The organism is Streptomyces sp. NPDC088812 (assembly GCF_044750285.1).
GTDB lineage: Bacteria > Actinomycetota > Actinomycetes > Streptomycetales > Streptomycetaceae > Streptomyces.
This window is the reverse complement of sequence record NZ_JBIVJP010000022.1, coordinates 17,027-31,587: the sequence shown is the minus strand read 5'-3', so window position 1 is coordinate 31,587 and position 14,561 is coordinate 17,027. Positions and strand designations below refer to the sequence as shown.

Sequence of the window (14,561 nt, the reverse complement as noted above, 5' to 3'; positions counted from 1 at the left end):
GCGAGCCGCCGACGGCTGGGCGCGCGGTTCTCCGCGCCCCCGAGGTCGGCACCGCCGGCGTCGGTTCCCTCGTCAACCGGGGAGCAGGAACAGGGCGGGGCCCCGGATCAGAAATCCGGGGCCCCGCCCTGTTGAACGCTGCCGACGCCTAAGGCGTACTACTGGCCGTCAGTTGTCGTCCTCGTCGATCAGGAAGCCACGCATCGGCGAGGGAGCCTGGCCCATCGGCGACGGGCCCTGCGGCCGGACCGGAGCCATCGGCTGGGTCATCGCCGGGGACATCTGCTGCTGGCCGCCGTAGGACGGACCGGCCGGGCTCGGCGCGCCCATGCCCTGGTTGCCACCGTAGGCCGGGGCACTCGCGCCGGCCGGGGCCATGGAGGGCGCCGGGGACGGCGGGAGGGAGGCAGCGGCCGGGGTGCGCGGCGGGGCGAGGGAGTCGTCGGCCTGGGTCTCCAGCTGACGCAGCTGCGACTCCAGGTACGACTTCAGACGCGTGCGGTACTCGCGCTCGAAGCCGCGCAGGTCCTCGACCTTGCGCTCCAGCGTGGCGCGGGCGGACTCCAGGGAGCCCATCGCGACACGGTGCTTCTCCTGCGCGTCCCGCTCCAGGGCGTCGGCCTTGGCACGGGCGTCACGCTCGAGACCCTCGGCCCGCGAACGCGCCTCACCGACGATCTTGTTGGCCTCGGAACGGGCCTCCGCGATCGCCTGGTCGGCGGTCTGCTGGGCCAGCGACAGGACACGGGCGGCGCTGTCGCCACCGGGGCCCTGACCGGGGCCGCCCATCGGACCGCCCATGGGGCCGCCCATCGGACCGCCCATCTGCTGCTGCATGGGCGGCTGACCACCCATCGGTCCCTGGCCCATGGGACCCTGGCCCATGGGACCCTGGCCCATCGGACCGGGGCCCTGCGGACCCTGGCCACCGGGACCGGCAGGCAGCTGCGGGGCACCGCTCGGCAGCTGGGGCGGACCACCCATGGGGCCACCCATCTGCTGCTGCGGCGGGCCCGATATCCCGGCGGGTACCGGTGCGCCCGGACCTCGCATGCCCTGCTGCGGCATCCCCTGCTGCTGGGGCATCCCCTGCTGCGGCATTCCCTGCTGCTGCGGCGGCATGCCGCCCTGCTGCTGGGGCATCCCCTGCTGCGGCATCCCCTGCTGCTGCGGCGGCATGCCGCCCTGCTGCTGGTCCTGCTGCTCCGGAGGCTTGCGCATGTTCTGCTGGTTCTGGGCAGCAGCGCGCGTGGCCGCGGCCAGTTTGGCCCGCAGGTCCTCGTTCTCGCGCAGCAGACGGGTCAGCTCGGCTTCGACCTCGTCGAGGAAGGCATCGACCTCGTCCTCGTCATAGCCTTCTCGGAGGCGGACGGTCGTGAACTGCTTGTTCCGCACGTCCTCGGGGGTCAACGGCATCTCTTCACCTCAACGTAGTCGTCGGCATTCGGCAAGACGGTAGTTCACATCGCTCACAGCCGGCTCACGATCGAGATCAGGATGTAGACGATGATCATCAGTACGAAGAAGGACAGGTCGAGCGCCACGCCCCCGAGACGCAGCGGCGGGATCACCCGCCGCAGAAGCTTGAGCGGTGGATCGGTGACAGTGTAGGTGGCCTCCAGAACGACCACCATCGCCTTGCCGGGCTGCCATGAGCGGGCGAACTGGAAGACGTAGTCCATGACCAACCGGAAGATGAGCACGATGAGGAAGACCATCAGCGCGATGTAGACGACATCAAGGACCACGCTCATGTTCGGTGCTTCCCTCTCCCCTGCTTGCGCGCTCTTCGTGTACTGCTGTTTCCCGGTGGTGCGTCTCAGCTCTGGTTGAAGAACCCGCCCTCTGCGATGCGGGCCTTGTCCTCCGCCGTGACATCGACGTTAGCAGGAGACAACAGGAACACCTTCTGCGTCACCCGCTCGATGCTGCCGTGGAGGCCGAACACCAGACCGGCCGCGAAGTCGACAAGTCGCTTCGCGTCCGTGTCGTCCATCTCGGTCAGATTCATGATCACCGGGGTTCCCTCGCGGAAGTGTTCCCCGATGGTACGGGCCTCGTTGTAGGTCCGGGGGTGGAGCGTGGTGATCCGGTACGGCTCTCGTTCCGACACGACCTTGGGCATGATCACCGGTGCGTTCTTCTCCAGGGACTGACGTTCTTGTGTGATGGATGCCACGGGCGCGATGCGCGCCGGGCGTCCGGATTCCGCGACCGGCGAAGCGGCCCGGGCGACCGGCTCGCGCGGCGCGGGCGGTTGCACGATACGCACCTCTTCATCCCTTTGGGACTGATGTGCGCCGTGTGACGGATGCGACGGCTCGTGCCGTCGGTGGTCACGCTCGGGCTCCGGGTCGAGCTCGGGTTCGAAGTCGTCATCGGGGTCGAAACCCCGGCCGTCGTACCCATCGTCCTCCACGAGGCCGAGGTAGACCGCCATCTTGCGCATCGCGCCGGCCATGCTCTGAGTCCTCCGCTCTGTGGTGGATCGGCTTCCGACTGCCAAGTCCCGCGATCCACGTGGCCCTTGTGCCCGCCTTTCGGCGGTAATGACCATATTTTCTGCTGTGGTCCGACTTCTTGGCGACGTTACCCGAGCCTGGGGCGGACTCCGAGTACCGCGGTGCCGACGCGCACATGTGTCGCCCCGGCCGCCACAGCCTCCTCGAGGTCCGCACTCATCCCTGCCGAGACCATGTTCGCAGCCGGATGGGCTCTGCGCAGGTCAGTCGACAAATCCATCAACCGCTCGAACGCCGCCCGTTGCCGTCCGGCGTACTCCCCGGTCAGGGGTGCGACGGTCATCAGTCCGTCGAGCCGCAGCCCCGGGGAGGCGGCGACGAGTCCGGCCAACTCCTCGATGCCCGCCGGGGCGACGCCGCCCCGCTCGCCGCGCGCGCTCTCGCCGGCGTCGAGCGCGACCTGAAGGAGGCAGCCGAGCTCGCGCCCGGCCCGTACGGCCTCCTTCGACAGGGCGGTCACCAGCCGGGACCGGTCGACGGACTGCACGACAGTGGCGTAATCGACCACGGAGCGGACCTTGTTGGTCTGCAACTGGCCCACGAAATGCCAGGAAAGGGGCAGATCCGAGCAGGCCGCGGCCTTCGGCGCCGCGTCCTGGTCACGGTTCTCGGCGACGTGGCGCACGCCGAGTTCCGACAGCAGTCGCACGTCCTGCGCCGGGTAGGTCTTGGTGACCACGATCAGGGTCACCTCCTCCCGATCGCGGCCGGCGGCCGCGCACGCGGCGGCGATGCGCTCCTCCACCTTCGCCAGGTTGGCGGCGAGTTCGGTCTTACGGTCCGTCATCCCTCATCAGTCCAACCAGACATATCCCGCGAGTCGCCCCGTGGCGCGGTCGCGGCGGTACGAGAAGTGGTCCTGCGACTCCCGCGTGCACACCGGCGACCGCTCCCGGTCGTGCACACCGAGCCGCTCGAGCTGCGCGTGCACCCCGGCGGTCACGTCGACCGCCGGCGTACCCCAGCTCGTCTCGGCGTACGCCGCCGGCTCCACGGCGGCCACCTCGGCGCGCATCGCCTCCGGCACCTCGTAGCACCGGCCGCAGACGGCGGGCCCGGTGCGGGCGACGATCCGCGCCGGTTCGGCGCCGAGCTCCACCATGGCCCGTACGGCGGCGGGAACGACCCCGGCGACCATGCCGGGCCGGCCCGCGTGGGCCGCGGCGGCGACCCCGGCGACCGGGTCGGCGAGCAGGACGGGCGTGCAGTCGGCGGTCAGGACGGCGAGGGCGAGACCCCGCCGGGCCGTGACGAGCGCGTCGGCCTCGGGCACCGGGCGCTCGCCCCACGGCCCGTCGGCCTCGGCCACGTCCGTGCCGTGCACCTGGTTCATCCAGACGACCGAGGCGGGGTCCAGCCTTAGGGACTTGGCGGCCAGGTCGCGGTTGGTGCGGACGGCGCCGGGGTCGTCGCCGACCGCCCCGCCCAGGTTGAGCTGCTCATACGGAGCGGCGCTCACCCCGCCCCACCGGTCGGTGAAGGCGAAGTGCGCGCCGCTCACGTGTCCGCGCTGTCCTATCACTTCAGGAAGTCCGGCACGTCCAGTTCCTCGGCCGCGCTGTCCGAGTAGGTCCGCGACGGCGGAACCGGCGGGGAGACCGGCAGCTCGGCCACCGGCTCGGGCGCCGGCTCCGGCTCCTCCTTCGGCGTGACGCTGCCGAGCGAGCCGAAGGTCGGCCGGCTCTCCGGCTGCCGTACCGGGGCCGGCTCCTCACGGCGGGCCGGAGCGGCGGAGGCCGTGCCGAGGACGTTGTCCCGGCGGGCCGGGGGCTGGCCGCCGTCGAAACCGGCTGCGATCACGGTGACCCGGACCTCGTCGCCGAGGGCGTCGTCGATGACCGCGCCGAAGATGATGTTGGCCTCGGGGTGAGCGGCCTCGCTGACCAGCTGGGCGGCCTCGTTGATCTCGAACAGGCCGAGGTCGGAGCCGCCGGAGATGGAGAGCAGCACGCCCCGGGCGCCGTCGATGGAGGCCTCCAGGAGCGGCGAGGAGATCGCCATCTCGGCGGCGGCCACCGCGCGGTCGTCACCGCGGGCCGAGCCGATGCCCATGAGGGCCGAGCCGGCCTCGGACATGACCGACTTGACGTCGGCGAAGTCGAGGTTGATCAGGCCCGGGGTGGTGATCAGGTCGGTGATGCCCTGGACACCGGAGAGCAGGACCTGGTCGGCCGACTTGAAGGCGTCGAGGACCGAGACCTGGCGGTCCGAGATGGACAGCAGCCGGTCGTTCGGGATGACGATGAGGGTGTCGACCTCTTCGCGGAGCTCGGCGATGCCGTCCTCGGCCTGGTTCGCGCGGCGCCGTCCCTCGAAGGTGAACGGGCGGGTGACCACGCCGATGGTGAGGGCGCCCAGGGAGCGTGCGATGTTGGCCACGACGGGCGCGCCGCCGGTGCCGGTGCCGCCGCCTTCACCGGCCGTCACGAAGACCATGTCGGCCCCCTTGAGGACCTCCTCGATCTCCTCGCGGTGGTCCTCGGCGGCCTTGCGGCCGACGGCCGGGTTGGCTCCGGCGCCGAGTCCGCGGGTGAGTTCGCGGCCGACGTCGAGCTTGACGTCGGCGTCGCTCATCAACAGCGCCTGCGCGTCGGTGTTGATGGCGATGAACTCGACGCCCTTGAGACCGACCTCGATCATCCGGTTGATGGCATTGACACCACCGCCGCCGACACCGATGACTTTGATGACTGCGAGGTAGTTCTGCGGTGCTGCCACGTCGAAGGCCTCTCGCCTCGAGTTACGGGTCGCCGTCTCGCGGTGATCCGCGCTCCGGTGACTGATGCCGAATGGGACGGTCCGTTTCGCCGACCCGAACCCTAACCCTGAAGTTTAGGGTTACCAGTGTGTCTGTTCCTTGGAGTCTTCTGAACAGGACACTAAGTCGACAAGTGGCGCCCGTTCAACGAACACGCCGAACCTCCCGTTTTTCTTTTCACCCTATGTGATCAGCCAAGTCGCTGCCCAACCAGGGTGCTGGCCTGCTCTGATGTGCGTCAACTCGCCGCTGACGCAGGGGCCGTGGGCACGCTGACGTCGAACTGCCCGGCGTCCGGGGAGGCTTTCATCAGAGCACTGAGGGTACGGGCCTTCGCGGCACCCTTCTCCGCACTCCCCCACACCACCGTGCGGTCACCGCTCAGCTCCAGCGAGATGTCGTCGTAGGAACGCACCTTGACGACCCGGGTGTCCCGCGCGACGGCGGCCGGAAGGGCGCCGGCGACCTTCACCGCCTCGCGCACCAGCCGGTCCGCCCCGAAGCGGCGCAGACTGGCGGCGGCCGAACCCGACGTCGAGGTTTCCACGTCGAGCAGCGGCACATCCCGAGGGGCTTCGGAAACGGTGGCGAAGCGGACGCCTTTCTTGTCCACTTCCACAAACCTCTGCCCTTTTTGAACCAGCAGGACCGGCTTGCGTTCGGTCACTTTCAGGTCGATTCCATGCGGCCAGGAGCGCTCCACCTCGATCGAGTCGATCCGGGGCAGCGCGGCGCGCAGCCGTGCCTCGATCGCGCCGGTGTCGACGGAGACCAGGGGGTCCCCGACGGGGACGTCGGCGGCCTCGCGCACCTGCTGCGGGGTCAGCACACTCGTCCCCGCGACGGAGACGTGGTCCACCCGCAGCCACCGCGAGCCGTACAACACCCAGACGACGCCCGCCCCGACGAGCACGACCGCCACCGCGAGGATGATGATCGTACGGAGCCGGCGCGGGCCCAGCCTGCGGGCCAGGGGCGGGCCGGACGTCTCCTGCTGGCGTGCACCGCGCTCGGCGGTGGTGGGTCCGGCCACGCTCCCTGCCCTTCGCTCCCAGAGCCTTGCCCGCCGCGCCTAACGGCGCGCGGCGATCGCCTCGTACACCATGCGGACGAGCAGGTCGTCCGCGTCCCGGCGGCCGAACTCGCCTGCGGCGCGGGACATCTCGTACAGCCGGTGCGGGTCGGCGAGCACCGGCAGGACGTTCTCCCGCACCCACTCCGGGGTCAGTTCCGCGTCGTCGACCAGCAGACCGCCGCCGGCCTTGACCAGCGGCTGGGCGTTCAGCCGCTGTTCGCCGTTGCCGATGGGCAGCGGGACGTAGACGGCCGGAAGTCCGACGGCGGAGAGTTCGGCGACGGTCATCGCGCCCGCGCGGCAGAGCATCATGTCGGCTGCGGCGTACGCGAGATCCATCCGGTCCACATAACTTACCGGGATGTAGGGGGGCATTCCCGGCATCTGCTGGACCTGCGGCAGTTCGTTCTTCGGGCCGACCGCGTGCAGGATCTGGATCCCGGCCTGCTGGAGCCACGGGGCGACCTGCTGCACGACCTCGTTGAGGCGGCGGGCGCCCTGGGAACCGCCGGAGACGAGCAGCGTCGGCAGGTTCGGGTCGAGGCCGAACGCCGCGCGGGCCTCGGGGCGCACGGCGGCGCGGTCCAGGGTGGCGATGGAGCGGCGCAGCGGGATGCCGATGTACCGCGCGTTGCGGAGCTTGCTGTCCGGGGTGGAGACGGCGACCTGGGCGGCGTACCGGGAGCCGATCTTGTTGGCCAGGCCGGGGCGGGCGTTGGCCTCGTGGATGACGATCGGCACCCCCAGGCGCTTGGCGGCGAGGTAGCCGGGCAGGGCCACGTAACCGCCGAAGCCGACGACGGCGTCCGCCTTGGTGCGCTCCAGGATCTGCTCGGTCGCCTTGATCGTGCCGCGCAGCCGGCCCGGGACGGTGATCAGCTCCGGCGTGGGCTTGCGCGGCAGCGGCACCGCGGGGATCAGCGCGAGCTCGTAGCCCCGCTGGGGAACGAGCGTGGTCTCCAGGCCGCGCTCGGTGCCCAGGGCCGTGATGCCCACGGTCGGGTCCTGCCTGCGCAGGGCGTCCGCGAGGGCGAGCGCGGGCTCGATGTGGCCGGCGGTCCCCCCACCAGCGAGTACGACATGCACCGAAATTCACCGCTCTCCGGACGAGCGCGCCGCCGAGGCGCGCCGTCGCATCGTGTTCCATCTCCGGGGCCCCGTGAGACCCCCGGCCCCCCGCTTTCTACCAAAGCGGGGATGCCGCATCGCAAGCGCCGCCCGCGCAGCGGGCTCGTCGCGTGCGAAGGCGATCAGCAGCCCGATGGCGAACATGGTCGGCAGCAGGGCGGAGCCCCCGTAGGAGAACAGCGGGAGGGGGACGCCGGCGATCGGCAGCAGGCCGAGCACCGCACCGATGTTGATCACGGCCTGCGCCGTGATCCAGGTGGTCACACCTCCCGCGGCATACCTCACGAAGGGGTCCTCCGTGCGTCCGGCCACGCGGATACCCGCATAGCCTAGAGCCGCGAACAGGGCGAGTACCGACAGCGTCCCCGCGAGGCCCAGTTCCTCACCGGTGACGGCGAAGATGAAGTCGGTGTGGGCTTCGGGGAGTTGTCCCCATTTCTCCACGCTCGCACCGAGCCCGGAACCGAAGATCCCGCCGGAGGCGAGGGCGTAGATGCCGTGCACGGCCTGCCAGCAGGCGTCGCCCGGGCCGGGATCGGTCGCGCCGATGCACTGGAGCCGGGCCATGCGGTTCGGGCTGGTCTTGATGAGGATCACACCGATCGTGGCGGCGATCGACAGCACGCCCACGAAGAGCCGGGTGGGGGCGCCCGCCAGCCACAGCAGGCCGAACAGGATCGCCGTCAGGATGATCGCCGTACCCATGTCGCCGCCGAGCATGATCAGGCCCAGCAGCATGAACGCGACCGGCACGAGCGGCACCAGCATGTGCTTCCACTGCGCCAGCAGCTTCTTGTCGTGCTTGCGGGCGAGCAGGTCGGCGCCCCACAGGACCAGCGCGAGCTTGCCGAACTCGCTGGGCTGGATCTGGAAGGAGCCGCCGAGCGAGATCCAGTTCTGGTTGCCGTTGACGGCCATCCCTATCCCCGGCACCTGCACCAGGGCCATCAGGCAGACGGCCCCGGCGAGGATCGGGTAGGCCAGCGCCCGGAGCAGTTTCGCCGGCATCCGGGAGGCGGCCAGCAGCAGCACCCCGCCGATGGCGGCCGCCAGGAACTGCTTGCGGAAGAAGAACGAGCCCGGCAGCGACATCTGCAAGGCGGTGATCTGCGAGGCGGAGTAGACCATCACCAGTCCCAGCACGGTGATCAGCAGACTGCCGCCGAGGATCAGGTAGTACGCGGTCAGCGGCCGGTCCCAGGCCTTGCGCGCCCGGGTGGCGAACCGCAGCACGGGGTTGTCGCGCGGTGACCGGGCGGCGGGCCGCCGCGCGGCCCGCTGAACGGGCGGCCGGCCGCCGGTTCGGCTACCGGGCATCGGCGCTCACCGCCCCGCCGTCCGGCCCGGCGCCGTGACCGGCGGTGAACCGCCGACGAGAACCCAGCCACATCCGAGTCACGCGTCCCTCCAAGGGTCCCGGAGCAACCGCCGCGGCCGGAACCCGCCGTCAGGCGCCCGCGCCGAGTCCGCGGACCGCTTCCGCGAACGCGTCACCGCGCTGGTTGTAGTTGGCGAACATGTCCATGGAGGCGCAGGCCGGGGCGAGCAGCACCGTGTCGCCTTCGACGGCGAGGCGCCGGGCCTCCTGGACAGCCGCGAGCATCGCCCCAGTGTCGGTCCGGTCGAGGTCGACGACGGGTACCTCCGGGGCGTGTCGCGCGAGGGCCTCGCGGATCAGCGCCCGATCGGCACCGATGAGGACGACCCCGCGCAGCCGCCCGGCGGACCGGGCGACCAGCTCGTCGAAGACGGCGCCCTTGGCGAGTCCGCCCGCGATCCACACGATCGACCCGTACGCCGCCAACGAGGCTTGTGCCGCGTGGGTGTTGGTGGCCTTGGAGTCGTCGACGTAGGCGACGCCGTCCACGTCCGCCACGTGGGCGATGCGGTGGGCGTCGGGGGTGAAGGCCCGCAGGCCGTCCCGTACGGCCCTGGCGGGCACCCCGAAGGCGCGCGCGAGGGCCGCCGCCGCAAGGGCGTTGGCGATGTTGTGCGGGGCCGGCGGGTTCACGTCGGAGACCTCGGCGAGCTCCTGGGCGTTCTTCTGCCGGTTCTCGACGAAGGCACGGTCGACCAGGATGCCCTCCACGACACCGAGTTGGGAGGGTCCGGGCGTGCCGAGCGTGAACCCGACGGCGCGGCAGCCCTCCTCGACGTCCGCCTCGCGCACCAGGTCCTCGGTGGCCTTGTCGGCGGCGTTGTAGACGCAGGCGATCCGGTTGCCCTCGTAGATGCGGCCCTTGTCCCTGGCGTACGCCTCCATGGAGCCGTGCCAGTCGAGGTGGTCGGGGGCCAGGTTGAGGACGGCGGCCGAGTGGGCGCGCAGGGAGGGCGCCCAGTGCAGCTGGTAGCTGGAGAGCTCCACGGCGAGGACGTCGTACTCCTCCTCGCCGAGGACCGCCTCCAGCAGCGAGACGCCGATGTTGCCGACGGCCGCCGTGCGCAGGCCCGCCGCCCGGAGGATGGAGGCGAGCATCTGGACGGTGGTGGTCTTGCCGTTGGTGCCGGTGACGGCGAGCCAGGGGGCCGCGTCGGGGCCGCGCAGGCGCCAGGCGAGCTCGACGTCGCCCCAGACCGGCACCCCGGCCTCGTCCGCCGCCGCGAAGAGCGGCTTGTCCGGCTTCCAGCCGGGCGCGGTGACGATCAGTTCGGTGCCCTCGGGCAGGGTGGCCCCGTCGCCGAGGCGCACGGTGACACCGAGCGACTCCAGTTCGGCCGCCTGGGCACGCGCGCGTGCGTCGTCGCCGTCGTTGACGACGGTGACCCGCGCGCCGAGCCCGTGCAGCACCTTGGCCGCCGGGACGCCGGAGACGCCCAGCCCGGCCACGGTGACGTGCTTCCCCTGCCAGTCGGTCACTTTTCTGCTGCCCATCCCGCGTAGAAGAGGCCCAGTCCGACGATGACGCAGATGCCCTGGATGATCCAGAAGCGGACCACGACAAGGACTTCGGACCAGCCCTTGAGTTCGAAGTGGTGCTGGAGCGGTGCCATGCGGAAGACGCGCTTGCCGGTCAGGCGGAAGGAGCCGACCTGGATGACCACCGACATGGTGATGAGGACGAACAGACCGCCCAGGATGGCGAGCAGCAGCTCGGTGCGGGAGCAGATCGCGAGCCCGGCGAGGACACCGCCGAGCGCCAGCGAACCGGTGTCGCCCATGAAGATCTTGGCCGGCGAGGTGTTCCACCACAGGAAGCCCAGGCAGGCGCCCATCAGCGCGGAGGAGACGACCGCGAGGTCCAGCGGGTCGCGCACCTCGAAGCAGGCGTTGGGGTTGGTCAGGGTCTCGCCGTTGGCGCAGGACTCCTGGAACTGCCAGACGCCGATGAACGTGTAGGCGCCGAAGACGAGTACGGAGGCGCCGGTGGCGAGGCCGTCCAGACCGTCGGTGAGGTTCACGCCGTTCGACATGGCGAGGATCATGAACAGCGCCCAGACGACGAACAGCACCGGGCCGATCGTCCAGCCGAAGTCCGTGATGAACGACAGCTTGGTGGAGGCGGGGGTGATGTCGCGGGCGTCGGCGAACTGGAGCGAGAGCACCGCGAAGGCGATGCCGACGATCAGCTGGCCGGCCATCTTCGCCTTGGCCCGCAGACCCAGCGACCGCCGCTTGACGATCTTGATGTAGTCGTCGAGGAAGCCGACCAGGCCCATGCCGACCATCAGGCCGAGCACCAGCAGACCCGAGTAGGTCGGCGTCTGGCCGGTGATGACCTTGGACAGGAAGTACGCGGCCACGGTCGCCAGGATGAAGGCGATACCGCCCATGGTCGGCGTACCGCGCTTGCTGGCGTGCTCGCGCGGGCCGTCGTCACGGATGTACTGGCCGTATCCCTTGCGCGCGAGCAGCTTGATCAGCAGCGGCGTGCCGACCAAGGTCAGGAAGAGACCGATGACACCCGAGAACAGGATCTGCTTCATCATCGGGCAGCGACCTCACCCTCGGCACCGGTCGCGAGCAGCGCCTGCGCGACGCTCTCGAGGCCGACCGAACGGGACGCCTTCACGAGTACGACGTCTCCCGGGCGCAACTCGCTGCGCAACAGGTCGACCGCCGCCTGTGCGTCGGACACGTGCACCGACTCCTCACCCCACGAACCCTCGTTATATGCGCCCAGTTGCAGCCAGCCGGCTTCCCTGCCCCCGACCGCGACGAGCTTGCTGACGTTGAGCCGGACGGCGAGCCGTCCGACCGCGTCGTGCTCGGCGAGCGCCTCGTCCCCGAGCTCGGCCATCTTGCCGAGCACCGCCCACGTACGGCGCCCCCTGCCCATGGCCGCCAGCGCACGCAGCGCGGCCTTCATGGACTCGGGGTTCGCGTTGTAGGCGTCGTTGACGATCGTCACGCCGTCCGGGCGCTCGGTGACCTCCATCCGCCAGCGGGAGAGGGAGCCCGCCTCGGAGAGCGCGGTGGCGATCTCTTCCGCGGACATGCCCAGCTCATGGGCGACGGCGGCCGCGGCGAGCGCGTTCGACACGTGGTGCTCACCGTACAGGCGCATGGTCACATCGCTTGCACCGGAGGGTGTGTGAAGCCTGAAGCAGGGCTGTCCGCTGTCCGTGAGTCGTACGTTCTCGGCGCGTACGTCCGCTTCGTCTGACTCCCCGAAAAGGGTCACCTTCGCGGTCGTACGGGAGGCCATGGCCCGGACCAGGGGGTCGTCCGCGTTGAGGACGGCGATGCCGCCGTCGTCCGCCGCGGGCAGGGACTCGACCAGTTCGCCCTTCGCCTGCGCGATCTGCTCGCGGCCGCCGAACTCGCCGATGTGGGCGCTGCCGACGTTGAGCACGAGCCCGATCCTCGGGGGCGTCAGGCCGGTCAGGTAGCGGATGTGGCCGATGCCGCGGGCGCCCATCTCCAGCACGAGGAACTTCGTCTCCTCGGTGGCGGACAGGGCGGTCAGCGGCAGCCCGATCTCGTTGTTGAGCGAGCCGGGCGTCCACACCGTCGGCGCCTTGTGCTGGAGCACCTGCGCGATGAGGTCCTTGGTGCTGGTCTTGCCGGCCGAGCCGGTGAGGGCGACGAGCGTCGTGCCGAGCGTGCGCACGACGTGCCGGGCGAGGGCGCCGAGCGCCGCCTGGACGTCGTCCACGACGATCGCGGGCACGCCGACGGGGCGCGACGCCAGAACGGCCGCCGCGCCCGCCTCCACGACCGCGCGGGCGAAGTCGTGGCCGTCCACGCGTTCGCCGACGAAGGCGACGAAGAGGCTGCCGGGCTCCACCTCGCGGGAGTCCCGGACGACCGGCCCGGTGACGCGCGCGGTCGGATCCGGTATGTCGTGCGTCTGCCCGCCGACGACTGCTGCGATCTCGGCGAGGGAGAGGGCGATCACAAGTTCATCCCTGGGTCTTCTGGATAGCTTCGCGAAGCACCTGGCGGTCGTCGAAGGGACGGACCACACCGGCGATGTCCTGGCCCTGCTCGTGGCCCTTGCCCGCGACCAGCACGGTGTCGCCGGGCCGGGCGCGGCCGACGGCGGCGGCGATCGCGGCGGCCCGGTCCTCGAAGAGCTGGACCTCGCCGCGCTCGTGGGCCGGCACGGAGGCGGCGCCCTGGAGCATGGCCGCGAGGATCGCGAGGGGGTCCTCGGAGCGGGGGTTGTCGGAGGTGAGTACGGCCGTGTCGGCGAGCCGGGCCGCGGCGGCGCCCATCGGCGCGCGCTTGGTGGTGTCGCGGTCGCCGCCGCAGCCGAGCACGATGTGCAGCCGGCCCTTGGTGACCTTGCGCAGCGCCCTGAGGACGGACTCGACGGCGTCCGTCTTGTGCGCGTAGTCGACGACCGCGAGGTAGGGCTGCCCGGCGTCCACCCGCTCCAGCCGGCCCGGCACGCCCGGTACGGCGGCGACGCCGTCGGCGGCGGCCTGCGGGTCGAGGCCGGCCACGGAGAGGGCGACGATCGCGGCGAGGGTGTTGGCCACGTTGAAGGGGCCGGGCAGCGGCGACCTGGCGGCGATGCGCTCACCGCGGGGGCCGACGGCGGTGAACGTCGAGTCCATGGGTCCGATCCGGACGTCCTCGGCGCGCCAGTCGGCGTCGGGGTGCCCTTCGGCGGAGAAGGTGACGACCGGGACCTCGGCCTCCCCGGCGGCGAGCCTGCGGCCGTACGCGTCGTCGAGGTTGACCACGCCGAGTCTGCTGCGTTCACGTGTGAACAGCTGCGCCTTGGCCCGGAAGTAGTCCTCCATGTCGGAGTGGAACTCCATGTGCTCCGGGCTGAGGTTGTTGAACACGGCGATGTCGAAGACGCAGCCGTCGACCCGGCCGAGGACCAGGGCGTGGCTGGAGACCTCCATCGCCACGGCGTCGACTCCGCGTTCGCGCATGACCGCGAAGAGGGCCTGGAGGTCGGTGGCCTCGGGGGTGGTGCGCTCGGACTTGATCCGCTCGTCGCCGACGCGCATCTCGACGGTGCCGATGAGTCCGACCCGTCGCCCGCCGCCGTCCTGGGCCGGCGGCGCTCCGTGCCGGCCCTCCTCCGCCGTGCCGCGGGTGGCCTTCAGGCCGCCCTCGACGAGGTACGCCGTCGTGGTCTTGCCGGAGGTGCCGGTGATGCCGATCTGGAGCAGGTCGCGGCCGGGGTGGCCGTAGATCGTGGCCGCCAGTTCGCCCATGCGCCCGCGCGGGTCGTCGACGACCAGCACCGGCAGACCGGTCGCGGCGGCGCGCTCGGCGCCGGTCGGGTCGGTCAGGACGGCGACCGCACCGAGGCCCGCGGCCTGGGTGACGAAGTCGGCGCCGTGCAGACGGGCGCCCGGGAGGGCGGCGTACAGGTCGCCGGGGCGGACGGCGCGGGAGTCGTGGGTGATGCCCGTGACCTCGGCGGCGCCCTGCGGCATGGCGGCACCCAGCTGATCGGCGAGCTCCGCGAGGGGTGTGGCGGAGACCTGAACCGGTCGCGGCGGCCCCGGATACGTCACGGAAGCGCCCTTCTGGGTGGTTTGGGACTGATCAGCGTGTGGCACGGCGGTGAGCGTACCGGGCGTACCCGCCTGCGGGCGAAGTGAGGGCCGGGGCGGGGGCCCGGTCGGGGCGTGGTTCCCGGGATCGGGGGTGATCATGGTCACGGGCTGT

13 protein-coding genes are annotated in these 14,561 nt (G+C 71.2%); all 13 read right to left on the bottom strand.

All coding sequences use genetic code 11. The features are described 5' to 3' along the window. Positions 1-168 precede the first annotated feature (168 nt). Complete coding sequence (locus ACIP67_RS32315; protein ID WP_401696512.1) at positions 169-1,416, bottom strand: DivIVA domain-containing protein; 1,248 nt, start codon at positions 1,414-1,416, stop codon at positions 169-171. Positions 1,417-1,469: 53 nt separating this feature from the next. Next, entirely contained in the window at positions 1,470-1,754 is a 285-nt protein-coding gene (locus ACIP67_RS32310; RefSeq protein WP_020129925.1) for a YggT family protein, read from the bottom strand. 65 nt (positions 1,755-1,819) lie between these two features. Next, positions 1,820-2,461 (bottom strand): cell division protein SepF, encoded by a 642-nt coding sequence (locus tag ACIP67_RS32305; protein WP_401696510.1) that lies wholly within the window; start codon positions 2,459-2,461, stop codon positions 1,820-1,822. 128 nt (positions 2,462-2,589) lie between these two features. Continuing rightward, positions 2,590-3,309, bottom strand: a complete 720-nt coding sequence (locus ACIP67_RS32300) for a YggS family pyridoxal phosphate-dependent enzyme (protein ID WP_401696508.1) — start codon at positions 3,307-3,309, stop codon at positions 2,590-2,592. Positions 3,310-3,315: 6 nt separating this feature from the next. After that, positions 3,316-4,044 (bottom strand): peptidoglycan editing factor PgeF, encoded by a 729-nt coding sequence (gene pgeF, locus ACIP67_RS32295; RefSeq protein ID WP_401696507.1) that lies wholly within the window; start codon positions 4,042-4,044, stop codon positions 3,316-3,318. Beyond that, positions 4,041-5,240: a cell division protein FtsZ gene (gene ftsZ, locus ACIP67_RS32290; protein WP_401696505.1), complete on the bottom strand. Its 1,200-nt coding sequence runs from the start codon at positions 5,238-5,240 to the stop codon at positions 4,041-4,043. Before ftsZ ends, pgeF begins: the two co-directional genes overlap by 4 nt. Positions 5,241-5,518: 278 nt before the next feature. Then, positions 5,519-6,313 carry a cell division protein FtsQ/DivIB gene (locus ACIP67_RS32285; protein WP_401696504.1) on the bottom strand — a complete coding sequence of 265 codons (795 nt, stop codon included), beginning with the start codon at positions 6,311-6,313 and terminating at the stop codon, positions 5,519-5,521. A 39-nt stretch (positions 6,314-6,352) separates the two neighbouring features. Beyond that, entirely contained in the window at positions 6,353-7,441 is a 1,089-nt protein-coding gene (murG, locus tag ACIP67_RS32280; protein WP_401696502.1) for an undecaprenyldiphospho-muramoylpentapeptide beta-N-acetylglucosaminyltransferase, read from the bottom strand. 6 nt (positions 7,442-7,447) lie between these two features. Then, positions 7,448-8,800: a putative lipid II flippase FtsW gene (gene ftsW / locus ACIP67_RS32275; RefSeq protein ID WP_401696500.1), complete on the bottom strand. Its 1,353-nt coding sequence runs from the start codon at positions 8,798-8,800 to the stop codon at positions 7,448-7,450. A 130-nt stretch (positions 8,801-8,930) separates the two neighbouring features. Beyond that, positions 8,931-10,355, bottom strand: a complete 1,425-nt coding sequence (gene murD, locus ACIP67_RS32270; protein WP_401696499.1) for a UDP-N-acetylmuramoyl-L-alanine--D-glutamate ligase — start codon at positions 10,353-10,355, stop codon at positions 8,931-8,933. Continuing rightward, positions 10,337-11,410 carry a phospho-N-acetylmuramoyl-pentapeptide-transferase gene (mraY, locus tag ACIP67_RS32265; protein WP_385078426.1) on the bottom strand — a complete coding sequence of 358 codons (1,074 nt, stop codon included), beginning with the start codon at positions 11,408-11,410 and terminating at the stop codon, positions 10,337-10,339. The genes murD and mraY overlap by 19 nt, the downstream gene beginning before the upstream one ends. After that, a complete protein-coding gene (murF, locus tag ACIP67_RS32260) occupies positions 11,407-12,822 on the bottom strand; it encodes a UDP-N-acetylmuramoyl-tripeptide--D-alanyl-D-alanine ligase (RefSeq protein ID WP_401696497.1) in 1,416 nt (471 codons plus the stop codon). Before murF ends, mraY begins: the two co-directional genes overlap by 4 nt. Before the next feature lie 4 nt (positions 12,823-12,826). Beyond that, complete coding sequence (locus tag ACIP67_RS32255) at positions 12,827-14,554, bottom strand: UDP-N-acetylmuramoyl-L-alanyl-D-glutamate--2,6-diaminopimelate ligase (RefSeq protein WP_401696494.1); 1,728 nt, start codon at positions 14,552-14,554, stop codon at positions 12,827-12,829. Positions 14,555-14,561: the final 7 nt, after the last annotated feature.